Origin of the sequence: Nitrospira sp. (assembly GCA_016788885.1) — a bacterium.
GTDB lineage: Bacteria > Nitrospirota > Nitrospiria > Nitrospirales > Nitrospiraceae > Nitrospira_A.
This window is the reverse complement of the sequence record JAEURX010000017.1, coordinates 119,217-144,519: the sequence shown is the minus strand read 5'-3', so window position 1 is coordinate 144,519 and position 25,303 is coordinate 119,217. Positions and strand designations below refer to the sequence as shown.

21 protein-coding genes are annotated in these 25,303 nt (G+C 58.5%); 11 read left to right on the top strand and 10 right to left on the bottom strand.

Translation table 11 applies throughout. From position 1 onward, the window contains the following. The coding region (locus JNL86_05415) for a hypothetical protein (protein MBL8042340.1) at positions 1–1,171 on the top strand (1,171 nt) is incomplete at its 5' end. A 137-nt stretch (positions 1,172–1,308) separates the two neighbouring features. Here JNL86_05415 and JNL86_05410 read toward each other — a convergent pair. Then, a complete protein-coding gene (locus tag JNL86_05410; GenBank protein MBL8042339.1) occupies positions 1,309–2,064 on the bottom strand; it encodes a DsbA family protein in 756 nt (251 codons plus the stop codon). A 277-nt stretch (positions 2,065–2,341) separates the two neighbouring features. Then, positions 2,342–2,638 (bottom strand): hypothetical protein, encoded by a 297-nt coding sequence (locus JNL86_05405; GenBank protein MBL8042338.1) that lies wholly within the window; start codon positions 2,636–2,638, stop codon positions 2,342–2,344. 149 nt (positions 2,639–2,787) lie between these two features. On the opposite strand from JNL86_05405, the gene JNL86_05400 reads away from it, so the two are divergent. The 4 genes from JNL86_05400 (at position 2,788) to JNL86_05385 (ending at position 8,309) form a co-directional block, all read left to right on the top strand. Continuing rightward, on the top strand, positions 2,788–3,999 hold the full coding sequence (locus JNL86_05400; GenBank protein ID MBL8042337.1) for an acetate/propionate family kinase: 1,212 nt from the start codon (positions 2,788–2,790) through the stop codon (positions 3,997–3,999). Between the two features lie 73 nt (positions 4,000–4,072). Continuing rightward, complete coding sequence (locus tag JNL86_05395; GenBank protein MBL8042336.1) at positions 4,073–6,448, top strand: phosphoketolase family protein; 2,376 nt, start codon at positions 4,073–4,075, stop codon at positions 6,446–6,448. Between the two features lie 4 nt (positions 6,449–6,452). Beyond that, positions 6,453–7,136 carry an HAD family hydrolase gene (locus JNL86_05390; GenBank protein ID MBL8042335.1) on the top strand — a complete coding sequence of 228 codons (684 nt, stop codon included), beginning with the start codon at positions 6,453–6,455 and terminating at the stop codon, positions 7,134–7,136. Between the two features lie 111 nt (positions 7,137–7,247). Further along, entirely contained in the window at positions 7,248–8,309 is a 1,062-nt protein-coding gene (locus JNL86_05385) for an aldo/keto reductase (GenBank protein ID MBL8042334.1), read from the top strand. A 313-nt stretch (positions 8,310–8,622) separates the two neighbouring features. Here JNL86_05385 and JNL86_05380 read toward each other — a convergent pair whose 3' ends face one another. The 4 genes from JNL86_05380 to JNL86_05365 all read right to left on the bottom strand — a co-directional run bounded on the left by JNL86_05380 (position 8,623) and on the right by JNL86_05365 (position 13,532). Beyond that, complete coding sequence (locus tag JNL86_05380; GenBank protein MBL8042333.1) at positions 8,623–10,005, bottom strand: DUF3943 domain-containing protein; 1,383 nt, start codon at positions 10,003–10,005, stop codon at positions 8,623–8,625. Positions 10,006–10,180: 175 nt separating this feature from the next. Beyond that, the gene (locus JNL86_05375; protein MBL8042332.1) at positions 10,181–11,059 is read right to left on the bottom strand and encodes a lytic transglycosylase domain-containing protein; all 879 of its coding nucleotides are present in this window, start codon (positions 11,057–11,059) and stop codon (positions 10,181–10,183) included. A 134-nt stretch (positions 11,060–11,193) separates the two neighbouring features. Continuing rightward, complete coding sequence (locus tag JNL86_05370; GenBank protein MBL8042331.1) at positions 11,194–12,468, bottom strand: hypothetical protein; 1,275 nt, start codon at positions 12,466–12,468, stop codon at positions 11,194–11,196. 266 nt (positions 12,469–12,734) lie between these two features. Continuing rightward, a complete protein-coding gene (locus JNL86_05365) occupies positions 12,735–13,532 on the bottom strand; it encodes a peptidoglycan-binding protein (protein MBL8042330.1) in 798 nt (265 codons plus the stop codon). A gap of 652 nt (positions 13,533–14,184) precedes the next feature. On the opposite strand from JNL86_05365, the gene JNL86_05360 reads away from it, so the two are divergent. The 3 genes from JNL86_05360 (at position 14,185) to JNL86_05350 (ending at position 19,638) form a co-directional block, all read left to right on the top strand. Beyond that, complete coding sequence (locus JNL86_05360; protein MBL8042329.1) at positions 14,185–14,688, top strand: hypothetical protein; 504 nt, start codon at positions 14,185–14,187, stop codon at positions 14,686–14,688. A gap of 623 nt (positions 14,689–15,311) precedes the next feature. Continuing rightward, on the top strand, positions 15,312–17,771 hold the full coding sequence (locus JNL86_05355; GenBank protein MBL8042328.1) for a hypothetical protein: 2,460 nt from the start codon (positions 15,312–15,314) through the stop codon (positions 17,769–17,771). A 199-nt stretch (positions 17,772–17,970) separates the two neighbouring features. Further along, positions 17,971–19,638: a hypothetical protein gene (locus JNL86_05350; GenBank protein MBL8042327.1), complete on the top strand. Its 1,668-nt coding sequence runs from the start codon at positions 17,971–17,973 to the stop codon at positions 19,636–19,638. A 471-nt stretch (positions 19,639–20,109) separates the two neighbouring features. Here JNL86_05350 and JNL86_05345 read toward each other — a convergent pair whose 3' ends face one another. Further along, positions 20,110–20,238 (bottom strand): transposase, encoded by a 129-nt coding sequence (locus tag JNL86_05345; GenBank protein ID MBL8042326.1) that lies wholly within the window; start codon positions 20,236–20,238, stop codon positions 20,110–20,112. 131 nt (positions 20,239–20,369) lie between these two features. On the opposite strand from JNL86_05345, the gene JNL86_05340 reads away from it, so the two are divergent. After that, positions 20,370–20,720, top strand: coding sequence for a hypothetical protein (locus tag JNL86_05340; protein ID MBL8042325.1), 351 nt, complete (start codon positions 20,370–20,372; stop codon positions 20,718–20,720). A 45-nt stretch (positions 20,721–20,765) separates the two neighbouring features. Here the strand turns inward: JNL86_05340 and JNL86_05335 are convergent, their stop codons facing one another. After that, positions 20,766–21,410: a hypothetical protein gene (locus JNL86_05335; GenBank protein MBL8042324.1), complete on the bottom strand. Its 645-nt coding sequence runs from the start codon at positions 21,408–21,410 to the stop codon at positions 20,766–20,768. Between the two features lie 179 nt (positions 21,411–21,589). Between JNL86_05335 and JNL86_05330 the strand changes: the two genes are divergently transcribed. After that, positions 21,590–22,963 (top strand): FAD-dependent oxidoreductase, encoded by a 1,374-nt coding sequence (locus JNL86_05330; GenBank protein MBL8042323.1) that lies wholly within the window; start codon positions 21,590–21,592, stop codon positions 22,961–22,963. Here the strand turns inward: JNL86_05330 and JNL86_05325 are convergent. Further along, positions 22,911–23,495, bottom strand: a complete 585-nt coding sequence (locus JNL86_05325; protein MBL8042322.1) for a GNAT family N-acetyltransferase — start codon at positions 23,493–23,495, stop codon at positions 22,911–22,913. The two genes, JNL86_05330 and JNL86_05325, sit on opposite strands and share 53 nt — an antisense overlap. Positions 23,496–23,611: 116 nt before the next feature. Between JNL86_05325 and JNL86_05320 the strand changes: the two genes are divergently transcribed. After that, a complete protein-coding gene (locus JNL86_05320; GenBank protein ID MBL8042321.1) occupies positions 23,612–23,818 on the top strand; it encodes a hypothetical protein in 207 nt (68 codons plus the stop codon). A 265-nt stretch (positions 23,819–24,083) separates the two neighbouring features. On the opposite strand, the gene JNL86_05315 is transcribed toward JNL86_05320, so the two are convergent. Next, the gene (locus JNL86_05315) at positions 24,084–24,581 is read right to left on the bottom strand and encodes a RidA family protein (GenBank protein ID MBL8042320.1); all 498 of its coding nucleotides are present in this window, start codon (positions 24,579–24,581) and stop codon (positions 24,084–24,086) included. Between the last annotated feature and the right edge of the window lie 722 nt (positions 24,582–25,303).

The following is a 25,303-nucleotide window of genomic DNA, read 5'->3' as shown; positions in this document are numbered from 1 at the left end:
GAGTTTCAATGTGTCGGCGATCGATTTCCCGTCGATGAAGTTGAACCCGAAGGCCCCGGATTCCATCGAGGTCGATTTCGAGCGGACCATCCAGATGGTCAACCCCGAGGCCAAGATTTACGTCTTGGATGAGGATGTCGCGACGGTGGCATCCGGCCTCCAGCCGATGCCGCTGACGTTGCGCGCGAACGTCGGGGACTGTTTGAAGGTGAAGCTGAGCAATAAGATGAAGCAGGGCCGGGCGTCGTTCTCGGCGCTGGGCCTGGCGTTTGACCCGAAGGATTCCCTGGGCGCGAACGTCGGTCACAATCCTGGCGAGCAGACCGTCGCTCCGGGTGAGAGCCGCGTCTATACCTACTATGCCGATCCGTTCATTGGAGAGACCGCGTCCCTGGTGTGGGATTGGGGGAATGTCATGACCAATCCCCGCAACGGACTGTACGGCGGTATTGTGATCGGGCCCAAGGGGGCGACCTATCGCGATCCGAAGACCGGTGCGGATATTTCCACGAAGAACAGCTGGGTCGCCGATGTGATTGTGGATCGGACGATTCAGGGCTATGAACATCGCCAGAACTACCGCGATGTGGCCCTGTTCTTCCAAGACGAAGACAACATCATTGGGACGAGCTTCATGCCCTACGTGCAAAACACGGCGGGACTGACGGCCGTCAATTACCGTTCGGAGCCCTATAAATTCCGTGAATCGACCGGTTGTACTCTCGGCAGGGTGTTCCAGCCCTGTTCGGTGGACAAGCCGGAGAGCATCGCCACGCCGCTCATCGAAGCGCATGCGGGAGATCCCGTGCGCATCCATGTGTTCGGCGCGAGCAATGAGCAGAACGGCATGTTCAGTGTGGAGAAACATGAATGGCCGATTGAGCCCTTCATGCGCGGCGCCGACCAAATCAGCGTCGTGGAGTTCTCAGCGTCGGAAACGCTGGATGCCTTTATCCCTGCCGCAGGTGGAAGTTTCCGTCTGCCGGGTGATTATGTCTGGAGCAATCAGCGATTGCCCTATGCCCAATCGGGTCAATGGGGTCTGTTGAAGGTGTTGCCCACCGATGACCAGCGAATCCTCCCGTTGAGCCAGCAGGCGCCTTCGATCAAGCGGGCGGGGTCAGAGGCGGGAGATCCCATTGTCTCCCGCATGTCGAACCCCATCCAATAGGGTGAGCGGCGGCGGCCTCTCTTCACAGGGAGGCCGCCGTGTGGATGCAGTGCCGGTCCTAATCACCAGACTGCGGGAGAGCCCAGGTGCTCTCCCGCAGTTGTGTCGACTCCCTGCCAATCGAACCAGACAGGCCCTTATGGTCTGGACCCTGCGCGCGCGATCAATTCCTTCAGTCCGTTCAAATCTAATGCGCCCGGGACCAACTCCGTTCCGACAATGAAGCCGGGTGTGCCGCTGATGCCGAGGGTGCGTGCCAACGCACGATTGGCATCAATGACCTTCTGCCATTCGGGGTTGTGCATATCGGCTTCAAGGCGGGCGGTGTCAAGGCCGACGTCGCGTGCAATCGCCAAGATCGATTCCTTCGTCATCTCGCCTTTCGATGCCAGCAAGGCTTCATGGAACACTTGGTGTTTGCCTTGGGCTTTGGACGCGAGGGCTGCCTTGGCGGCTAGCTCGGAGGCTTCGCCGAGAATGGGAAAATCCTTATAGACGACGCGCACACGCGCATCGTCCTTTTGCAATTGCGTCACGGCGCCGGCCGCCCGCTTGCAGTAGCCACAGCGATAGTCGAAGAACTCCACGAGCGTAATGTTGCCGGATGCATTTCCGCTGATGGGCGAGGATGGATCGTCGACGAGTTCCTGTTGATGTGCCGCAAGCGCGACTTTTTGCTTGGCCCGTTCTTCCGCTTCGCGTCTGGCCTCCAGCGCTTGCAGGGATTGCTCAATTACTTCGGGGTGCGTGCGAATGTATTGTTCGATGACCCGCTCCATGGACTCTGTAACGACCGGATCGAGGTCCGCTGCGAGTACCAGTCCGGAAACGTGGGCGCTGGTGATCGATAGGGTGAGCATGGTGGCAGTCATGAGGTGACGGGAGCGATTCATCGGCCCTCCTTCAGGTCTGATCGCAATTTTGGCGGTGCTCGGATGAGCTGGATGCATGTGTGTCGACTGGGCTGCAGGAGAATACGCAGCGCTGGAACTCAAGGTCAACCACCACTCCGACAATTGAACAGGAGGGCGACGGATTGTCGGGATCGGTGATTGTGAGAACAGGCGTGAAGGAGAGGAGCCCTAGGGGCTTGCTCCTCGAAACGTCACCGGCCGCCTGGCACAGGCAGGTATTCGGGATGAGGCATGAGTTCGAGGCGGGGGAGTGGCGTCAGTTGGCCGGGTCTGTCGGTAGCTTCGTCAGCTTGATCACGGCGTGCTCGTGATTGAGTTCAACGGTGACATGGTCGCCGACGCTCAGGCCTTGCAGCAGGCGCGAGTGATGAACGGTGAGGGCGCGCGATTCTCCCGTGGGGAAAAGAATGGTGAGCGTCAACGCCTCCTGATCGATCGACATGATCGTGCCACCCAGCAGGGCGGGTTCCGCGGACGGTGGTGCCGCGAGAAGGTTTATCGGTTCGGTCCAGGAGAGCATCAGGAGAATCACGCTGAGTAGCAGAGGACGCATCCCATACCATAACGCATATACGCTCCATCTGGAACTAGCATTTCCCCTAACGTGCCCCTGCGCAGAAGGCCTAGATAACGGCTTGAGGGATTTTCCGGTTGCGCTGATCCTGTGGTCGATCTATGGTGAGAGTCCAGGAAAGGACGCTCATGCCCGAAGCCGTTCGCGATACGCCTACCATCCTGACCGTCAACGCCGGGTCGTCGAGTGTGAAATGGGCGGTGTTTCGAGTGGACGACTCGCCGGTCCGAACGGCATCGGGACACATCGAGCGGATCGGGCTTGCGGATGGTGTGGTGACTGTGACCGATCCTCGCACCGGGCGGCAGGAGCGTCGTGTTGCGCAGGTGCTGAGCCATGCGGATGCCGCAGGATGGCTGATCAAGCGACTAACGGAGACCGGAGAGGGCGCGGGAATCCAGGCTATCGGTCATCGAGTGGTGCACGGGGGCCATCGGTATGTCGACCCGCACGTGGTCTCGCCGGAGGTGATTGAGGAATTGCGGCGGCTCAGCCCGTATGATCCGGAGCATCTTCCGGCGGAACTCGCGCTGATTGAGGCCTTTGCCGACCGCTATCCCCATGCGAAGCAGGTGGCCTGCTTCGACACGGGGTTTCATCAACATCTGCCGCCGGTCGCGCGCGTGCTGGCGATCCCGCGCCGCTATGAGAAGCAAGGGGTCAGGCGGTATGGGTTCCACGGCCTGTCCTACGCCTATCTTATGGAAGAGTTGGAACGGCTGGCCGGTCGTGAGGCTGCTCGCGGCAGGGTGATTCTCGCCCATTTGGGCAATGGGGCCAGCATGGCCGCCGTGCGGGACGGCAGCAGTATTGATACAAGCATGGGTTTCACGCCGGCCTCCGGTCTCCCGATGAGCACCAGATCCGGCGATCTCGACCCGGGGCTGGTGTCGTATCTCGCTAGGACCGAAGGCCTGACAGTCGACCAGTTCCATCACCTGGTGAATGCGGAGTCGGGCTTGCTGGGGATCTCCGAAGTGAGTCCTGATCTCCGCGATCTCCTCGCGCAGGAGGGGCGTGATGTGCGCGCGGCGGAAGCCGTGGCCCTGTTCTGTTATCAAGGAAAGAAGTATCTGGGCGCCTACGCGGCGGCGCTCGGCGGCCTGGATCACCTTGTCTTTAGCGGCGGCATCGGCGAACATGCGGCCGTCGTGCGGGCGCGCATGTGTGACGGCCTGGAGTTTCTCGGCATCCATCTGGATCGCGCCGCCAACCACGCGAATGCCCCGATCATTTCGAGCCGCGACAGCCGCGTGACCGTGCGCGTGATTCGGACCGATGAGGAGGGCCAGATTGCCAGGTCGGTGTGCCGGCTCTTGGCGCTACGCTCAGACGAATGATCACGCCTGAAAGCCGTGGAGATCGCGCTGCGGCGAACCATGACGGACGATTCGAACCTGAATGAGGGAACGCATGAACGAGACGATGCCGGTCAGTCAGCCACTGAGTGCCGAGATGGTGGAGCGCATCCATGCCTATTGGCGCGCGGCGAATTACCTGTCCGTCGGCCAGATCTATTTATACGACAATCCCCTGTTGAAGCAGCCGTTGAAGCGGGAGCATATCAAGCCGCGCCTGCTCGGCCATTGGGGGACGACGCCGGGGCTGAATTTTATCTATGCCCATCTCAATCGCATCATCAAGGCGCGGGACCTGTCGGTGTTGTACGTCGCAGGCCCGGGGCACGGCGGGCCAGGACTGGTGGCGAATGTGTATCTCGAAGGGACCTACAGCGAGGTCTACCCGAATATTTCGCAGGATGAGGCCGGGTTGCAGCGTCTGTTCAAACAGTTTTCCTTCCCTGGCGGCATTCCGAGCCATGTCGCGCCGGAAACGCCCGGCTCCATTCACGAGGGCGGAGAGTTGGGCTATTCGTTGGCCCATGCCTATGGTGCGGCGTTCGATCATCCGGAGTTGCTGGTGGCCTGCGTGATCGGTGACGGAGAAGCAGAAACCGGTCCGCTGGCGGGCAGCTGGCACGGCAATAAATTCCTGAACCCCGTGCGGGACGGAGCCGTGCTGCCGATTCTGCATCTGAACGGCTACAAAATCGCCGGCCCGACCGTGCTGGCCCGGATGCCGCCGGATGAACTGGAGGCGCTGTTGATCGGCTACGGTCATCAGCCGTTCTTTGTGGAAGGCGACGATCCGACGACCATGCATCGACTGATGGCGTCCACCTTGGATGACATTGTGGCGATCATCGGGCGCATTCAGCAGGAGGCTCGCACGAAGGGATTCACCACTCGCCCACGATGGCCCATGATTGTGTTGCGGACGCCGAAAGGCTGGACCGGTCCCAAAGAAGTGGACGGCAAGCAGACCGAGGGCAGCTTCCGTTCCCATCAGGTGCCGATGGGGGACATGGACAAGCCCGGACACGTCGAGTTGCTGGAAGCCTGGTTGAAAAGTTACCAGCCGGAGGAACTGTTCGACGAGGCCGGGAAGCTGGTGCCGGAGCTGGCGTCGCTGGCGCCGGTCGGGGCGCGGCGCATGGGTGCCATCGCCTGCGCGAACGGCGGCAGTATCTTGCGTGATCTGCATTTGCCCGATTTCCGGCAATATGCGGTGCCGGTTGTGAAGCCCGGCGCCGACGAGGCCGAAGCGACCAGGGTGCAAGGCCTGTTTCTCCGCGATGTGCTCAAACAGAATCCGATCAATTTCCGGCTCTTCGGGCCGGATGAGACGGCCTCGAACCGATGGGGCGCGGTGTTCGAAGTGTCCGACCGTTGTTCGACGGAGCAGATCCTTCCGAGCGATGAACATGTGGCGCATGACGGGCGTGTCATGGAGATCCTGAGCGAGCATCTCTGCCAGGGCTGGCTCGAAGGCTATCTGTTGACCGGCCGCCACGGGTTCATGAACTGCTACGAAGCGTTCATCCATATCGTCGATTCCATGTTCAATCAGCACGCGAAGTGGTTAAAGACCTCGCTGGCGATCCCCTGGCGCCGGCCGATCGCGTCGCTCAACTATCTGCTGACCTCGCATGTGTGGCGGCAGGACCACAACGGGTTCAGCCACCAGGATCCGGGATTCATCGACCATGTGGTGAATAAAAAGGCCGAGGTCATTCGTGTCTATCTGCCGCCGGATGCGAACACGCTGCTGTCGGTGACCGATCATTGCCTGCGCAGCCGCGACTGTGTGAACGTGGTGGTGGCGGGCAAACAGCCCGCGCCCCAGTGGCTGGATATGGAGGCGGCCATCCTGCACTGCACAGCCGGCATCGGCATTTGGGAATGGGCGAGCAACGATCGCGGGAGCGATCCTGATGTGGTGATGGCCTGCTGCGGCGATGTGCCGACGATGGAAACGCTGGCGGCGGTGGAGATTCTGCGCATCGCCCAGCCTAATCTGAAGGTGCGCGTCGTCAATGTGGTCGATCTGATGAAGCTCCAGCCGACCAGCGAGCATCCCCATGGCCTATCGGAGAAGGAATTCGACGCCCTGTTCACGACCGACAAGCCGATCATCTTCGCGTTCCACGGGTATCCCTGGTTGATCCACCGCCTGACCTACCGACGGACGAACCATCACCATCTGCATGTCCGTGGCTACAAGGAGGAAGGCACCACGACCACGCCGTTCGACATGGTGGTCCTGAACGATCTTGACCGCTTTCATCTCGTCTCCGATGTCGTGGACCGTGTCCCGCACCTCGGTGCCCGTGCCGCCTATCTGAAGCAGGAGATGCGCGACAAGCGTATGCAGCATAAACAGTATATTCAGGTGCATGGGACCGATATGCCTGAGATCAGGAACTGGAAGTGGAGCGGAAGGCGCTGACGCCATGGCTGAACCCACCGTGGTCGTACTGTTCGATGTCGACAATACGTTGCTGGACAATGACCGGATCGCCGCCGACCTCACTCGGCACCTGGATGAAGAAATCGGCACCAGGGGAGAACGGCAGTACTGGGCGATCTTCGAGGAATTGCGAGCGCAGCTAGGGTACGTCGACTATCTCGGCGCCTTGCAGCGGTATCGACAGGTCTATCCGCGCGACCCACATCTGCTCACGCTCTCGCGGTTTCTGCTGAACTATCCGTTCGCCGAACGGTTGTTTCCGCAGGCCTGCGAGGTGGTGCGGCAGACGGCTGAGTGGAGCAACCCCGTCATCCTGTCGGACGGCGACGTGGTGTTCCAGCCTCGCAAGATCGATCGCTCCGGCCTGTATGAGGCGGTGGAAGGCCATGTCCTGATCTATATTCACAAAGAGAAAGAACTGGACGATGTCGAGCAACGGTATCCGGCCGACCACTATGTGCTGGTCGACGACAAACTGCGCATTCTCACAGCCGTGAAGGCCTATTGGGGAGAACGGGTCACGACGGTGTTTCCACGTCAGGGCCATTATGCGACCGATCCGGAGGTGTTGCGGACCTTTCCGTCCGCCGACCTGTCGATTGATCGCATCGGCGATCTGTTGCACATCGATCAAGCGGCAGTGCTCGCGGCGGCGCGCCGCCGCTGAGTGATGCGAGAACGACGCAGGCAGATTGATTCCGCGTCCTGCCCGCGTGATTGACATCGGCGCGGCCGAATCGTAGCCTACGCACTCCACCTCCAACAGGGCAGGTCGTCCATGGCGCCCACACACTCCCGTCACTCACTCTGGTCCACTCCGCTCGGCCGGCGTCAGCTCTTGAAAGGGCTGGGCCTAGCCGGGTCGCTTATGGCCCTTGGCGCTCCCGGTCCTGTGGCCGAAGCTTTCGCCGCAGATCTCGCTTCATCCGGCACAGGAACCGGCGAGATCCCGCTCCGTCCGCTGGGGAAGACCGGAGTGAAGGTGTCGGCAATGTGTTTCGGCGGCGCCCATTGGGGCCGCAACCCCGACGACGGTGAAGCCATACGCCTTCTTCACGAAGCCATCGACGCCGGGATGACCTTCCTCGACAACGCCTGGGAGTACAACGGGGGGCGGAGCGAAGAGTTGATGGGGAAAGGACTGCAGGGGAAACGGCAGCAGGTGTTCCTCATGACCAAGGTCTGCTCGCACGGACGGGATAAGCACGTCGCCATGCAGCAGTTGGAGGAGTCACTGCGCCGATTGAAGACCGATTATCTCGACCTGTGGCAGATCCACGAAGTCGTGTACGAAGACGATCCGGATCGGCACTTCATGCCGCACGGCGCAGTGGATGCGTTGTTGGAGGCCAAGCAACAGGGCAAGGTGCGGTTCATTGGCTTCACCGGGCACAAGCACCCGGCGATTCACCTCAAGATGTTGTCGCACGACTTTCCGTTTGATGCCTGTCAGATGCCGTTGAATGTGTTCGATGGGACCTACCGCAGTTTTGAGCGAGAGGTGTTGCCGGTGTTGGCGCAGCGTGGAATCGGTGCGTTGGGGATGAAGAGTGTGACCGGCAATGCCGAGCCGATCAAGCAGGGCGTGGTCACGCCGCAGGAAGCGATTCGCTACGTATTGAGTTTGCCGATCGCCTCGTTGGTAAGCGGGATCGACTCGGCTCAAATTCTTAAGCAGAACCTGGAGATTGTCCGTCGGTTCACGCCCATGACCGTCGCCGAAATGGAGGGGCTGCGCGCGCGTGTCGCCATGTATGCGATGGACGGCCGCTTTGAACTCTTCAAGTCCACCAACCGGTATGATGGCCGTATCGGCCGCGAACAGCACGGCATCTCTTAGCAGGCTGTTGAGAAAGGCCGCCTGCGGCGTTCTAGGTCGCACGCCTCCCTGCGACCTGCAGATGGTTATAGCGGGACTCCTTGTGGGGTGTATCCGTTCGCCAAGAGTATCTGTGAGGGCGAACGGGTCAAGCAAAGTTTGGTATGTACCTCCTCAGTCGGCGTCCTTCCTGCGGCCTTTCTGAACAGCCTGCATGGTATTCAGATTCTTGCTGTACTCGTGGGGCTACTCCAACAGGATGCCGTCACAAATCTCTTCGCTCACGCCGGAGCGTTCGGCCGCGGATCTCGGGAAGCGCGCCATTATTCGCCTCTCAACGCCACTCGACTGCGCCGAAGCCGGATGCCCCCAGGAGTACGTACATCAAGCTGACAGTGCTCACGGTTTGATCGCGATATTCGACGTTCGGGTAACTGGCATTCCGTTGAGCCACGGCATACCGGATGGCGATGCCGTGCCGGTCGAAGATCCGCAACGTGAACGCGGCATCGCCGCGCATGATGTTTTCCTGGCCGTTGCCTTCCGGTGAGAGCACCCGGCTCACATAATATTCTCGCCCCGTAAAGTCGATCATGGCTCGGTCGCCGAAGATCAGCCGCAGCGCGAGCAGCGCCTGCGGGGTCATGCCGTAGTGATAGTCTCGTTCCTCTCGGCGTTGAATGCTGCCGGCCGCACCATATCCTGCGCCGCCCAGTGCGGTCCCCTGCAACGCGACGCCGTCCGAGAGCCACGTCTGCCACACGGTGCCCAGCGAGAGGGCGGTGCTGGAGACCCGGAACACCTGCGGCGAAATATAGTCGTAGCCGCCGAAGAGACCCCAGAGACCCCGCGTGTGGTTGCCCGAGGCGTAGGTCGTTCCTGCCAGAAGCCCTCGAGTATTGAGACTCTCGAGCGTGTTGGCCGTCACGGCCGTCACGTGAAAGTCGAAGTAGTCGAAGGGCCGCGCATAGTGGTAGCCCTGTTTGCCTGGTAGTCCATAGGTGAGCGTGAGGTCGCCCACGGCGCCATGTTCCGTCACATTCGAGGCCACGTTGTGACTGCTCGATGTCAGCGTGCCGCCGGCTTCCAACCGGAAGAAGGTGGCCGGTTTGTCGCTGGGAAAGACCGCATCGAATCGGCGGCCGAAGACCAGCCGATTGAACCCGGTCGGTGGTGAGATGGCGGCGGCGGCCACTTCGCGGAGAAAGCCCGGGCGGCCATCATCGACTTCCAAGACGAGGCTTGCCATTCGGAAGAGGGCCTCTCCCAGAAAACTGCCGCCGATCGGCGTGGCGATCATGTCGTTGATCGAAGGGTTGGTTCGTTCTCCGCCGATTTCCCACGTAAAGCTTCCCGCCGTGCTGTAGAGAAACGATTCCCAGAACGAGAGACCGGAAGATCGCGCCAAGCCGTAATAGACGCTCCCCCCGTAGGGGTGGAGGAACTGGTTCACCTTGAATTGATCGTTGTCGATGACCCACTTCGAATCGGTGAGGTGCTGACGAATCGTGCTGCCGCTCGTGCGATAGTCCTCCCGCGGTTCGACGAAATGGCGATCGTATTGATTCAGCAAGAAAATATACGTGAGGATCTCGGCGGCGGGGATGACGTAGCTTCTGCCGCGGCCGCTGTCCCAGTCGAGTCGCTGTGAGGGAGGGGCGGATTCGGTTGTCGCCGGTGGTCCGTAGAACTCTGTTGAACGGCCCGTCTCGTTCACCGCCGGCGACCCTGGTTCCGCGATGGTGGTGGTGGGAGCGATGAGGCTCCAGATCAGAGCGCATACCAGAAGGCCGAGAACTGAACGCGGTGGTGCGGGGTGCCGGATCATGGTGAGGAGTAGAGTGAACTCAGATGCCGGTCGCAGGTCACTAGGGAGGTCCCTAGTCGGCGGATCAGCGTGCCCTCACCAGCGTGACCTGGGCGCTCTTGCCCCTCGCCAGTCTGGCAAATTGTTGCGTAAGTCCCCGCACGTGGCCGAGGTAGGTGCCCACGTCGTGGTCGCCGCAGGTCTGGCGTGGCATCAGGCGAAAGCCCCTGGCCGCAAAGTCCCGTCCCGCGCCGGCCCCGCACAGATGGATCACGGCCGCCAGGTCCTGTTTCTGCCGCGCGCCGGCGGGCGCCCCACGACGAAGGGGGAGTGCCGAGGCGATGTCGCGATCGAGTGAGGCCGCCGTCAATTCGATCGCGTGGCTCGGCAGCACACGCGTGTAGAGGCTGTTGAACCAACAGGAGCGCGGGGCGTGCCAGGGGCCATCCTCCACCACCGCATGATCGTGGATGCAATAACGCTTGGCGGCGAGGAACGTCCCGTCGGTCATTTGATACATCCCCACCGCACTGGAGGCCGGGCGGTACCATTCGAACGGATTCCACGACCAGCGCCAGCGCCAGTAGGTGCGTGCGACGGGGTTGCCGCCGCCCTCCACCTGGGCCAGTGCCGCAAGGAGTTCGGGTGCGACGGACGGCGTGGCATGTTCGCGAAACAGCGATCCGTACTGCCGCCAGGTTTCATGCGGGCTCTTGTTCAAGGTGTGATCCAGCGGGAACAAGACCTCGGTCGGTTTGTGAACGGCATGGTAGGCCCAGTTCGCGGCGAGCCACCCACCCAGGAGCAGTCCTAGCACAATGACGAAGCGAAGGATCGGGTGGGTTTTCCCTACGGCACGGAAGAAGGCCCGTAGGGTCCGCCAGCGGGAAGAGAGGCTGCGGCGGTGAACGCCACTTCTACGGGAGGAGACATGGGCCGTGTACTGAGCCGACCGTGACGCCATGACCTCACTATAACCGAAATCACCTGACGATCCCTCTGATTCTTCAGTGGCTCATCTTAAGGAAGCCTGCGGTCGGCAGGCTCAGGCCTGCATGCGTGTTGACGCGCTCCGGACCGTTTCGATGTGCATCGGTGTTAGCGGCTGCGGTGGCCACCGCCCCCGTGAGAATGTCCGCTGCCGCTCAGATGGCCGCCTGACGCTCGTGGCGCCAGGCTGACCGATGGGCCCGGCCGTGCGGGCGAGGGGGAACTCTGAATGTTCGGCGGGCTGGGGCGCCAGAAATGATTGGGATGAAGCTGGTACGGCGGCGGCTGCGGCGTGTAGTGCGGAGTGGCAGGCACGGATCTGGGCGTCGGGATCACCACCACGTCACCCACCTTGGCCTGTTGCCCCTGGCTGTTCAAGAGTGGTGGAGCCTGACGCGAGTGTATGGACGGAACAGGCGGCATCAGCAGTGATGGATGGGACGCCTGCGGCACCAAGGTCGGCGACAACGTCGGTGGCACGGAGTGGTTGTAAGCGGTGATCGTCCGTTGCGCGAGTGGAAGGTGGCGATGCTGCGGAGAGAGACGGTGCACGTGCAGCAACAGCCCGGTGATGCCGGGGGCGCCGAACCAGGGATAGGAGTAGACACCCAGTGTCGGATACGTCCAGCTGGTCCAGACCTGTGAGAGCATGGCGTTGGCCTGCAACTGGTCGAGCATGTCCTGTCGCTGATCCTGGTAGAGCTGGATGTCGCTCGGCGTGGACGCTGCGGCCAGAGCGCGGTTGGTGGCATCGACCTGTTCTTGTAGTCGATCGGTCTCGGCGCGGAGCGCCATCAGTTCCTGGCGAGCCTGGTCATTCTCACGGAGTGCGGTAATCGCCTGCACCACGTCATGCGGGTCGATCTCCGCCGTCAGGTCCACGCGCATGATGACCTGGTCCTGTTCCAGCCTCGTGGTGACCGTCTGATCCACCACCTTCACGATGCCGGCTGTGTAGCTACGGATATCATCCCGCGTGACGTTGAGGTCTCGTACGTCGGTGATGCGCTCGATATAGGTCGCCACCTGCTCCAGCGCGTCTTTCTTGGCCGCCTCCAGTGCCAGGCGGATCGCATCGGCGCGACTGTCATGGTCGCCCATCCGGTACTCGCCGCTGGCGTTCACGGTACGCGCATCCGCCGAGCGCGTCGGGGGATCGGCGGCAACGGCGGGTGGTGGTGTGTTCCGCGCTACCTGCTGGTCGAAGTCCTGCTGCGTGAGCTGGTCGCGGTACTTCTCCGGCACCGATTCGAGTTCATTGGTGAAGGTCGGGACACCCTCGTCAGTGGTGTAACTGTAGATGGTAGTGGCTGCGAGGGTCGAGGATGTCAGCACTGCGGAACCGGAGAACCAGAAGGAGAGAATCGCGGCGGAAGTCAGCACTCTACCTGAGAGGCACATGGTGAAACCTCCCGTGTCGTGACCAGTTCAGGATACCACAGCGAGCCAAGCCAACACTGCTGGGGCGGGCCTATATATGTTCGGGAAGCGAGGGGCGGGTTTGTCGAGTAGGCGTGCGGCTCCGGGTGGTAGTGGGGATTCTCGGCGGATGAGGTTGGTCGTCGCAGAAGCCGTTGCCCCGGTTCGGTTGTGTCCCGGAGGGAAGGCAACGTTCGGATGATCAAGGGTATTGTCTTGAGAGGTCCTCTTCAGGAAATCGATTGGAGCCCGGTCGTGTAGGCCTCACGGAACCGTTCCAGGCCATGCGCACCACCATTCACCAACCGACGTGCGGCTGCGAGATCATCTCCCAAGAGTGCTTCTTTGATCGGCCGCTCCTTGTCTTTCAGGAAGGCGGCCAACAGTCTTGCCGCAATCTGCGGATCCGAGGCTCGATCCGGCTTGGTCACCAGGGAACTGCCCAGCCCGATCGCGGCGCCATACCTCCCGTAGTTGAATCGCCCCGTGAGCTGAATGTACCCCCTGCCTCGAAAGCGCTCACCGTCCGGTGGGCCTTGATTCCCCAGGTCTGTACGATGGTCGTAGAGGTCAAAGAGATGCCCGTTGGGGGATGAATTAAAACGAGAGGGGTATTCCGCGATGGGTTCGAAACTCTCAGTTTCTGCGCGTATGGTCGCCAACGCCGTCAACACCATAGGACTGTCCACCAGGTCGGCTTGTACGAGGGCATTGAGGACCGGAGGCAAATTTGTTTTGATGTTCCTCATCGGCGTGACGGGAAACATCTGTGAGACGACGGTGATCGTAAACAGCGGGATGGCGGTTGGAAGGGAGTCATCATCGGAAAGGCCCAGGGCAGTGAGCGTTCGTGGGCCGGCTATTCCGTCAGCCAGGAGGCCGGTGCTCCGTTGAAAGGCCAGGACCGCGGCTTCGGTTCCATATCCGAACTCACCATCAATCGTGCCGGGTGGAAAGCCCAGGCTGAGCAGTTTCCGCTGCAGTCGTTTGACTGGTTGACCGGCATCACCGACCTGTAATGTCTTCATCCGGAGATCTCCCGCGTATGCGTTCACTTTTTTGCAGAGGCTCAACAGCCTTGCCGGCTGGTTCTTCGGTACGATTGTGAGCGATGGTTCTTCGTGTGGCTCACATCATCTCGTCTACTCGCGACAGCTACACACTATACCTGAAACGCGCTGGCCGGTAACCAGACTGGTCCACCTTCCCCTTATTGCCTCGCACCCATGACAAGGTTCGGTATGCTGGCAGTGGCCTATGCTGCTACTCAGACGAATCACGCCGATTCTCTCTTCATCCGAGAAGGTCAGCGGCTGCCCTCTGTGATCCAGAGTCTGGGCGACGCGACGCAACCGGCCCGGCACTGGGCACGCCTCCGAAGCGACCAGGCCTGCTTGTCTTCTCCGTGAGTCCGGACCGGAAGCAGGCCTGGTTCACTGCCGCGGTTTTGGCCCACAGCACCGATCGGCATGCCACCTGGCTGACGCGCCAGGACCAGCCCTTCATTGTGGCTTCGACCCTGGACGTCACACCGTAGAGCAATCCACGCTTGCTGACCCGCTGCTTCATTCCAGGGTTTCTGCCAGTCCTGTTCCCTGCGCTGGAGGATTACGCTCGTCTGTAGAGGCACTGGTGGAGGGATGGGTTCTCCATGCAGGCCATAGACAGGAGGGAAATCCTATGCGAGCACGATATCTTCAGGTATTGGCCATGTGTGCGTGTATGGGGCTGCTCGGCCAGCCGGCCCAGGCGGGACAGAATGCCGCGATGAGCCACCATCAAGAGTTGCAGGGAGTGGTAATGGAGAAGGGTGGGCAGCTGGTCGTGAAGGTGCCGAACGGTACGACCTACCAGCTGAACGAAAATCGTTCCGAGCGGCATGGACATGCCATGCCGAAGGCGGGGGACGAAGTCACCGTGGTGATCGACGAGAATAACATGGTGCTGGAAGTCCATCCGCAGGGTACGGAAGGGAGGCACAGGTTCGTGGTCGGCGAGGTGCTCTCCATCGGCAAGTTACAGCACGAGATCACGCTGAAGACCGCCCAGGGGGAGCGCAAGTTTCAGCTCGACAAGCAGGACCTTCCTGCGAGCATTCAGGATGGAGCCAAGGTACGGGCGGAGTTGAACGAAGCCGGACGCGTGATCGACGTCTATCCCCTGAAACCGGGTGCAGGAAGCTGATCCGTTCGATCGTTGATGTTTGAGAATGAGCGTGTAGGCTCCGGCCGAGCTGTGGGACAGCTGCAGCTCGGCTCGGGCGTTCGTACCTCCTAAAATCCGCACCTATCTCTTGCGCGACCCAGCCGCCGAGACTCTGCCCGGATAGTGACCGTTCCTCATTACGCTGTTGTTTTTCCTCCAGAGGGGAGAAGCTGTATCGTTGTCGAGCGTTTCCTGCGGTTGGAAGTCAAAATATCCCCACTCCAAGTCACCTTCCGTTGGACATCCATTCTCCGAGCCATGTGCAGCCATTTTCGCGTCGAGTACGCATAGCTAAATGTGCTGCATACGTGCCCAGTGCTGTCGTCGGTGGGTAGTCTAGTAGGTCCGTAGCCATCCACCAAAGAATTGGAAATGCTGGTATTTACGTGAGCTAGTAGGGCCATTTGTACGTATTGCGAAAACGTATGTACATGGACTACAAGGTGTGCGCCAAAAGCGCAAATGGCACGAATATAGGCCGCCCTAAATTTATTCATCCTTGCAGGGGATGTGTTGTATGAACACGTGGTTATGGCTCCAGGTGACGATAGAAACCTTGTTGCCAAACCTGATTGGGAAGCACGATCAAAGGAGCTGATGCCATGCTGTTCGTGATTCTTGGATTAGTGCTTTCTATTTTCGGTCTTTCTGGTTGCTCCTCTGTTCCCAACACCATAGCAGGATTGAGCACGCTTCAATCTACGATTTCGGGCTCTAATTATGTGTTTTTCGTTGAGCCCTCATCGGGCAGGCTGACTCCGTCTCTAAAAAGAGAGGAACTCGGAGAGCCGATTCATGCTGGGGATTATTTCTCAGTTACGTTGGATTTTGGGTTTCTCCGCTACCTTCAAGCGGTTGATCCATATGTCATCGTGTATTCAGAAACATGGATGGGGAAGAACCCTCGCCCGACGGAGGGTGAGAAAACTCTCCGTCAAGTGGTCTTGATTAAAGAAGGGATGGCACCCAATTCCAGGCTTCCCATCACGAATTTCCCGCTTCTTGGCCCAGTGACAATGGGAGAGGATCTGTTAGATGTCTATGTCACATTGAAGGTAGTTGTTTTATCGAAGAATGATAATGCCCAGTCGATCAAGTTGGTTGAAGGATTAGCTGGGACCGCTTCTGCGGCGGGGCCACAATATTCAGCGCTAGCTGGTGCTGCCGCAGCGACTGTTGCCGCCTTTATTTCTCAAAATAAGGACAAGATCGAGTTTGAGCACACATACGTCCTGTCTCCTGACGGGAGTATTTCGCAGGGTAGTCAACGAGAGACCCACTACTCAAGACTACAACTTCGTGAAGGTCAGCTGGTAACCCTAAAAGGGGAAAGCCGCTATCGAAGCGTGCCCTATCCCAACTGGCAGTATTATTTGTATCCATTTAATTGGTTCGGTATTGGCACGGATAAGAGCTCGAGAAAAATTGAGAAAGAATCGGCACCAATCTATGGGCTCATTGGTGCGATAGTTCATGCTCCTCAGTTCATTGCTGAAACTATATTCTCAACTCCGAGCCCAGACAATCCGGTTGGATTAGCGGACTATAGCTATTCTCCAATGGCTGCCCTTTCTCCAGTACAGAGCCAAACTACTATTCCGTTTTCCTCCCTTGGATCAGACGGTATGGAAATTATTGACTGTGCCGCAATTAAGCCAAGAAAACTGACGATTCTATTTGGACTATTGGGCAATGAGGACGTTGAGTATTGGGACCACTCAGATAAAACAAACGGAAACTGTAGATTGAATGTGGCGATGGTATGGCCTAATCGATTTGAAAGTAATGCTTACGTCCAAAAAACACATATGGGGATCCGCGTGGCGAGAAGTAATGGCTCCCTGGGTACTTTTCAGGAACTGGTGGACCATTTCTCCGAACATTCTAAGGTAATTAGCGAAGTCACCACCTCCAGCTCTGACTCAAGAAAGCTGACGGATGAACGAATTGATGCTGCATTTGACAGCATCAAAGAGGCCATACACGTTGACCGAGCAAAAAAGGCCATCCGCGATGATGCAAAGGCTGGCTTTATTAATTCCATCCCTGAAGTGGGTAAGGCTCAGCCGTCTCTCCTAGTAATGCAAATAAAAGAAACCTCTTATCATACGACGCGGCGCATTATTCAGTTTGCAAAAAGCAAGAAGCAGGGAGATCCGAACGGTGAACGATTGTTTGCCGATGTGCAGGCCTACATCAACGCTCAGCGATGGAACGTATTAAATCAGACTTCAGATCCACGGTATTCCGAGTGGGTTGCGGCATGGAAAAATGTGATCGAAGGCGTCAGGGAAGAGCTGTCTTCGTGGCAGATGCCAGCCTTTGTTCAGAAATTTGATCCAGCTCTGTGGGATAGCCTCGCCGCCGGTGTGTGCCAAGGTAGTCTAGAGATGCCAGCTGTATCTGTCAGTGACATAGGGTTGCATGAAGGGCCGGCTGGGGCTAAGAAAGCCCGCTTTACCGTCAATGTCCTGCCTAAGCCTCGCACACCATTTAATCTCACAGCGAAGACTGTAGATGGAACAGCATTGGCGGGAACGCACTATGAAGCAGTAACCGATCTGAGTATTCCGGTTGAACTCGCGAGGGCCTCCTATCCCATTGATGTCACGGTCCATGGCAATTCCGTAGCGCAGAACTCTGTAGCAACTTTCCATGTGACACTGGATTTGCCGTCAGCTGAGAAGGCGAAGGCATTCTTGTGTCGAGGCCAGGCACTCGGCAAAATCTTGGATGGTGACGGGACCATCACGAGTGTCTCCCCGATCATCGAAGCAGCCTCTGGCGAGGGGCAGACGGCCGTAAGGATAAAATTCGAGTTTGCGCCTCCTAGTTTTGATCCCATCGAACTTGACTATAAAGTCCTCCCAAGTGAGGCTGCGAAAGTGGATGATTTTGAGAAAGTTAAGTTTACGCCACTCCCCATGCAGCCCAATGCCACTTCGTCTGAGGAGAAAATTATGTCTTTCCCAGGGAGCACAAAAAAAGTTTCTATTTTGGTTGTCCCTCGAAGCAATAATTTGAATCCTAGCCCTATCATTCGGACAGTCGATGTGAAGTAGGCCTTCGCTTCGAGACGGCCAGGTCTGGATCACGGCGGTATATGTTGTTCCAAATGTAGGCACCGTTCATGCCTGCAGAGGGACCTTACAGGTGCATCCTTGAATCTCCCCCGCTCTCGTCCCTAGCGTGAATCATTGGATTGTGAGTCTATCGACAAGCTGGCTAATGCGGGTAGTGTGCCTGGAAATCCCGCTTGGTATGGCAGTTGTGAATTGTTCAAAAGGTAAAGAAATGATGAATGGAAGCAAGCGGTGTTTGAGCCATTGTATCCAGAGAGCTCTATTAGCCGTATGGTTGTTGGGAGTTTGGGGCTGTGCCTCCCTTCAGCAGCGGACGGCCTATGATTACCAGCATCACCAGCTTGTCATACATAAAGACGGTGCCGCGATCGCGTCCCCAACTCGGCAGGAGGCGTTTAGTAAGCCATCGGACAAGATCGATACAAATCGCATTCTGCTGCAGGTGGCGGAGGTGCAGCAGCATATTGAGCGAACAATTATCAGCGGTATCGACGCCCATGTCAGGTCATTATCCGCGGCGCCGTCACGCGAGTGTGACGGACGTCTTCATCTGCTGATTATCGTACATGGTGGGATGAACGGTTACGATTCGAGTTCAAAGCACGTGACCGATCTTATGCCGAGCCCCATCTCTGCGCCATCTGACGTAGTGGGTTCTTACCAACAACAGGGAGTGCTGAACAAGAGTTGCTATTACCCGATGTTCATCAACTGGGATTCTGATTTTCCAGACTCCATTGCAGATGATCTGTTCAGGTATCGGTTTGGTAAGCACAATGCTTCGCTGGCGACCAGCACATTTCCAATCGTGCTAGGAAATCGAATACTGGCAAGTGCCATGAGTGTGCCAACGGCCATTCTTCACCAAGGCCAAACAGCTTGGCATGGAATTTCAGGAGCCTATGAGGAGGGGGATCCTTGGTTAGGGATCGTAGGAGACACTCTCCTCAACCTTCCCGCTTACGGTTTAGGAATGGCGTTTCTTCCTTTTGCCGAAGGCATTGGAAGTCCAGCGTGGGGAATTATGAAGAAGCGTGTGGATGACGCAACTAGTGTCCGTACTCCTGCGATCAGCCCCGGATTTAAGGGCGCGGCCAGAACTCTCATGGAAGCTTTACAAGCACGGGTTGTGGTTGACGAGGCTTGTGGGCGAATCCAAAGTCGTGCTGTGGATGGCCGGAGATACTGCTGGTCCAATAGCAGCACCGAGGTAGACATAACCCTGGTTGGTCACAGTATGGGAGCAATGGTTGTTAATAGGCTCTTGGACGTCATGAATGATACTCATGCGTCCGCCTCCAATAGAAGTTTGCCCATCACACGAGTTGTATTTTTAGCACCCGCATGCTCAATCAATGAGGCAGAGCAACTACTTATGCCATATCTTGAAAGGCATGAGCAGACGCATTTCTGGCTGTTTGCTTTGAACAAGCGTGATGAAAGCCGGCAGATACCATTGAACGGTTGGGCAGTCTTCTTGCCTCGCGGGACATTGCTTGCCTGGATTGATACATTTCTAGAGCAGGAAACCGGCCCCGCAGAAGGGCGTTTGGGATGGGCAAAAGCGCTGGAAGATTTTTATGGAACTTCATCTGCCCCGCAGCCCAAGCGCTCCCTCGTTGAGTATTTTTCCCGCGCTACGTCGCCCTTTAGACCACTCAATGTCTTGTGGGCCAGAGCCAATTTGCGGGATCGTATTCACACCTACTTGTCGCAGCGAAGAGTCTTGAATCATGGGTTTGCACCTGAGTATCACGAAGATTTCTTGCAGCCCGATCATTTTGCCAATATTTTGTGCCAACTTGACGAAAGTGCATTTAAAAGTAGTTCTGTATGCAGACCCTGATCGATATGGAGCGTAGATTCGCAGGGCCGTTGTAGTCCGTGGCAGGGGCGGTCCGTCGGCATCGCTCCCCCACAGCGGTAGGCCGGTGCGGACGGGCCAGGGTGCCGGCAAGTTCTATGCACGTCCGTCGTTTCTGCACAGTTGGTAGCGCTGCGCTTGGTCGTCAGCTGTCTTGCGGTCAAAAATCGATTCGCTTCAAGGTTTCCCGCAGAATATCGTTGTCGAGGGGAATATGTCCGATTTTCGGTTTTTGCTTGTTGATCTGCTCGTGCTTGCAGCGCCCTTTGTCTTGCGGCCAGCTCTGCAGTACATTTTCTATTTTAACCAGAGCATTACCCCGCCACTTCCAACCGTAGGTCTATGCGTTCGCGTCGCCTTAGTCTACGAATTTTTGCGGCTCAGCATACTCACTACGAACGCCATCCATCGATTGGTCGCCCGGGGTTCACAAGTAACCCAGGTGGCTTGATTTCAGGGGAGCACTACACGATCTTCGAAACGTCCTTTGAACCGTTCGATGAATGCGTTCTGATCCGGTTTGCCGGGCTGGATGCATAAGCTCCCTCCAGATCGAGATGAAGGTGTTCCCTTTTGAGGCAAATCTTAACCTCAGCAAAGGGCTTTCGACGGCTTATTTTCTTCCCTCGAGATATCCCCTAATTGATTCCTCCCCTGTCCCCTGCGTATCTTTGCCCTGCTGCCAACGTTTCGAACATGTGTGAGGGAATGAGATGGATCTAGAGAAGAAGTCCGAGGCGGAAATTCTGGCCATTGCTGATCCGATCATGGACAATCTGATGGAGGCATCAACAGCTATCGACCATGCCCGCCATGTGCGGGACTTTACTGAACGGCTCAAAGCCATCGTCACGAAAGACTATCTCGAGCGGGTGTGTCGGCAGTATCAAACTGAAATGGGCACATTCGGCGCGCGGACGCCGGTCGCGGTGTTCCGTCGGCCCGGCTCCATCGCTATTGTGTGGAAGCAGCAATTCACCAATTCGCCCGGCGAGTATGTCGCAGAGATGGTTCTGGTGCAGCAGGGGGGCCGCTACCTTGTCGACCATGTGTTTGTGCTGTGATGTTCCGTTTTTATCCTAATCCTACTTTTTCGCCCTGTTCGCTCCCTAGTCCGCCTTGTTTCCTTGCTCGCAGGAGATCGAGGGACTCACGCGCCCTGCATCCCATTTCCAAAACATACAAAAGTCGGTGCGGTGCGGTTCGTGGAAGATATCCCGGTAACAGACCGTTCCATGGAAATAGAGCGCCGACCTGGTCGTTCGTATGGCGGTGATCTCCTCGGCAGTAAACGGCGTTTCGCGGACTGTTTCCGGTCGCGACAACTTGCCGACGAACCACCTTCGTTTGTCTGGTTGTTGACTGTCGGGGCAGGCGACTCGCTCGAAGTGTTTGGTCAGCGGGTAGTCGGCCACGGTGATGGCGGCCTGGACGGCATCGTTGTACGCCGGCGTCCGTCCGATGTTCTGGATCGTCTCCCGGACTCGAGGCGGCACGCCTTCCTTCAAAGTCGTTGGTCCCTGCGCGCGGGCATCGACGTAGGCACGCAATTCGAGTTTGGCTTCTTGCTGCGAGACGTATTCCTGCCAGGTCGGATACCCCACGAACGCGCCGATCACTGCTGCGATGACCACACACACGAAAACCGCGAGTCTGATACGAAAGCTCCGCTCGTCGGCAGCGGTGGAATCCGCAGCCGGTTCAGGCATGGGGCTATCAGGGGAGGAAGGGCTGTTCGGTCGATCTGCATCCATGCTCATCCTCCTCGTTCAAAGGCCGTAGCCTAACGATTCTGGTACGTGGGATCAAGCAATGGAATAGCTATCATCACAATGGGTTGCGGCCTTCGACGGTCACAGTTCTCCACCTCTCCAGGTCCCCACGCGCACATCGCACTATCTCCCGGTTGCAGAATCGCGTATCGTCAAGAATCATGGGAAACAGGGCATCATTGCGCGGCACGTCGGTGATCGTGGCGGGGGCAGGCCTTGCCGGACTGACCGCCGCCTATGAACTGAGCCGGCGCGGTGCGCAGGTGACGGTGGTGGAGGCGCGTGACCGCGTCGGGGGTCGTGTGTGGACGATGCGGGACGGCTTTTGCAACGGTCAACATGCTGAAGCCGGAGCGGATTTGATCGATCCGGACCAGGAGGCGATTCGCCGATTGGCGAAGGATGTGGGGGTGACTCTTGTCCCGATTCTGCGAGGCGGATTTGCCTATGTCCGACGAGGGACTCGTGCTCCTGTGATCGAGTCGGGTTCCTCTGGCGGGGGACTGTGGGCGGCATTGGCGCGAGTGGCCGAACCCTGGGTGCGGGCCTATCGCGTGAGTGAGAAGCGTTGGGATGGTCCGATTGCACGGCAGTTGGCGGACTGTTCTGTCGAAGAGTGGTTGGCTGAGATCCGGGCTGATCGACGGACGCGCGCGAGGCTGACCGGGTTGCGCGGATTTTTTCTCGCCGATCCTGCGAACCTGTCGTTGCTCGCGCTCGTCGATCAGTTGGCTACCGAGTCGTCCGCATGGGATCGGTTCTACCGCATTCGGGGCGGCAACGATCGTTTCGCCACCGCGCTCGCCGGGAGGCTGTCAGAGCCGGTGTTACTCCAGACCAGATTGCTCGCTGTGGCACAGCGACGAGGCAAGGTGCGTCTGACCTTGCGCGGACAGGATGGGCAAGGTGAGATGAGTGCCGATGCGCTGGTGATGGCGTTGCCTGCCACCATGGTGCGGCGTATTGCCTTCACGCTGTCATTGCCGGTGCTGCAGCGCCACGCCTTTCGAGATCTGCGATACGGACCGGCAACGAAGACGCTCCTGCAGTTTGATCGGCGATTTTGGCGTCGGCCAGGCCGGGCTCTGGCGTATGGCACCGAGTTGCCCATCGGCGCCATATGGGACGGAAACGAAGAGCAGCGTGGAGGGGCCGGCATCTTGACGTTGCTTGCGGGCGGCTCGGCAAGTCGTGACACGAAGCAGCTCATCGCCCGAGGTGGGGCCGAGGCCGTGGCGGCACAGCTGAAGTGGTTGGGGTCGACGAAGGCCGTTCTGCGCGCGGCGCGTCACGTGTCATGGGAAGACGATCCATTCGTGCGGGGCGGGTATGCGGTGTTTCAGCCGGGGTATGATCCGGAGCAGCGAGCCTGGCTGGCCAGGCCGCATGGACGCATTCTCTTTGCCGGCGAGCATACCAGTCTGCACTGGCAAGGCTACATGAACGGGGCCGTCGAAAGCGGACTGCGAGCCGCGGAAGAAGTCACGGCGCTGGTGGCGTCGTCGCGCCGACGGCCGCCGATCGGCGGGCGATAAACTCCTGTCGCAACATGCCGTAGAGCTCCACGTCGATCCGTTGCCGGAAGCGAAGATAGTGTTCGCGCAGGCGGCCCTCGTGCGTCATGCCCACCTTTTGTAACACTCGCCCCGAAGCCGGGTTGGTATGGAAGTGCGGCGCGTACAGGCGATGCAGCGTCAGGCTGTTGAAGCCGTACTCCAGAAGCGCCGTGACGACCTCAGTGCCGAAGCCACGATTCCAATAGGCCTGGCCCAGCCAATAACTCAACCGTCCCTGTTCATGTTCGGCGAGGATCTCCAGGCTGATTGAGCCGATGACGTCCCCGCTCTCTGCGAGGGTGACGGCAAATGTCACGCTCGTTCCTGCCGACGCGTCCTTCTGACGTTCCGCGATCCAGTCGTGAGCCGCTTGTCGATCCATCGGGTGCGGGAGGAAGGTGCCGGCGGCCACCTCTTTGGCTCCAGCCAGGTGATGCACCGCCTCTGCATCCGTCGTCTGAAATGGCCGGAGACGCAGTCGTTCGGTGCGGATGGTGGGAACAGCGGGCATGGGTCGATCTCATCACATCGCCTGGGCAAGACACAACGGTCGGCTTTCGCCGCGTTTCTTGACGGCTTTCCTGTTCGCGCGTAGGGTGGCACCAGTGTTCTACCTACGGAGATACGATGGACGTGGCACGGGTGCTGATCGCGATTGTCGGGATGGGGGCGTCGGTCACGACGTACTGTCTCATGCGATTCCCCCATATGCGTCGGGAACGGTTCAGGCAGTATGCGGCCTGCTCAGTCCTCGTCTCCGGTCTTGCCGCGCTGGCGGTCCTGTGTCTCTCGCTGCTGGTGTTGATCGCGCAAGATGCCTGGCAGGCACACTAGAACCTCGTTCAAAATGGTGGTCTCCATAAGAGAAGATCCTGTCATGCGTCCGTATGGTGCGTCTGCGCGACGATCAATAGGATCGCATTCGAGAACACTTTCCCGAGGAACACATCCCCGAAGACTGCCCCGACCCATTCAGTGGTGTGTGCCAACCCCAAGATCCTTGACGTCGCTGTCTTGAGTTCAAGCGTTTCCGGTGTTTGCTACCGGCACCCCGGTCTAGCATGGTCTGCCAGTCGGACGGTGGCTGTCCCGCAATGGGCTACTTCTTGAGGCATGGCCGTTCCGTGGAGCAGTCGTCATTCAAGACCGCCATACCTTGAATTTCGATCTTCATCCCCGGAATGGCGAAGTTCGAGATGGTCAGCGCTTGACTGGCCGGGTAGTTGCCGTCGGGAAACACTTCCTTGCGCACCTTGAAAAACGTGTCGCCGTACCGCGGATCATTCATGGTGACGGTCATCAGTACAAGGTTCTTCTGGAGCGTGCCGCCGAGTTTACGGAGGGTCTCGTCCATCAATTTGAAAATGTGTCTCGTCTGCGCTTCAACATCCTCTGCGATCGAGTTGCCCTGGTCGTCCTTCAAAGCAAATTGCCCGCCCATCCACACGATGGTACCGCCTTTCGTCAGCACGGCCGGCGAGTAGCCGAAGTGCTGGCCCGCTTCGTCTTTGAGGTATTCCAGCGCTTGCGCCGGACGCGCCATGCCGATGGCGCACAGGATGCCGATGAGGACGCTTGCTATTGCAGGTTTCAGCATGGTGCCCCTCCTTTGCGATTGAACATGTCGTTGTGTTGTGGAGTTATCCGGTTTCTCGACACTCCGCAGCCTGATCCCAGTCGTCCTGCACTGGGATCGCTGGCGTTTGCCCGGCCAGTCGTTTGAATTCCGGCTCGGCTCCCGCGAACCTTCGTGTGCTCAGTGAGGTTGCACATGAGCAGGGAGGCACAGCGCCTCAACTGCAGGCGCGATGGATGCTATCGGATCAATATTCAAAGTACAAGGTAGGGGTTCGTTGATACGGTGCGTCGTGGTGACATGAGTATCGTGTCGCGGCCTTTATATCAGAGGAGATGGACTCTGTTGTTTCACCTCCCTATTCCCATTGTGCACGTGGCCGTACTCTAATTGCCTCAGCCGTTCGGCCATGTGTCTGATTGTGGAACGATGCGTCCATCAGAGTGTTCCTCGCCGACACAAAAACGTTTCGCCCGGTAGCCTGAGGTATGAAAGGTTGATCTGCAGTAGTCAGTCTGCTAGGAATACATTCGCTGCTGTGCAGCCGACAGGACATACGCCGTCCATTCGGCGGCGCGAGATGAGACCGTCCCCCCTGCGCGTACGTCCTACACCCTGCGTCTCATCGAGAGTTCCTGCGATCACGGGCCTTTCCGTTGTTTCTGCTGACATCGTTCACTTCTCCGCTCGCGCATTATGAAGGCGCGAAGGGAAGTCTTGTTTACCCAGGATGCCGAGCCGGT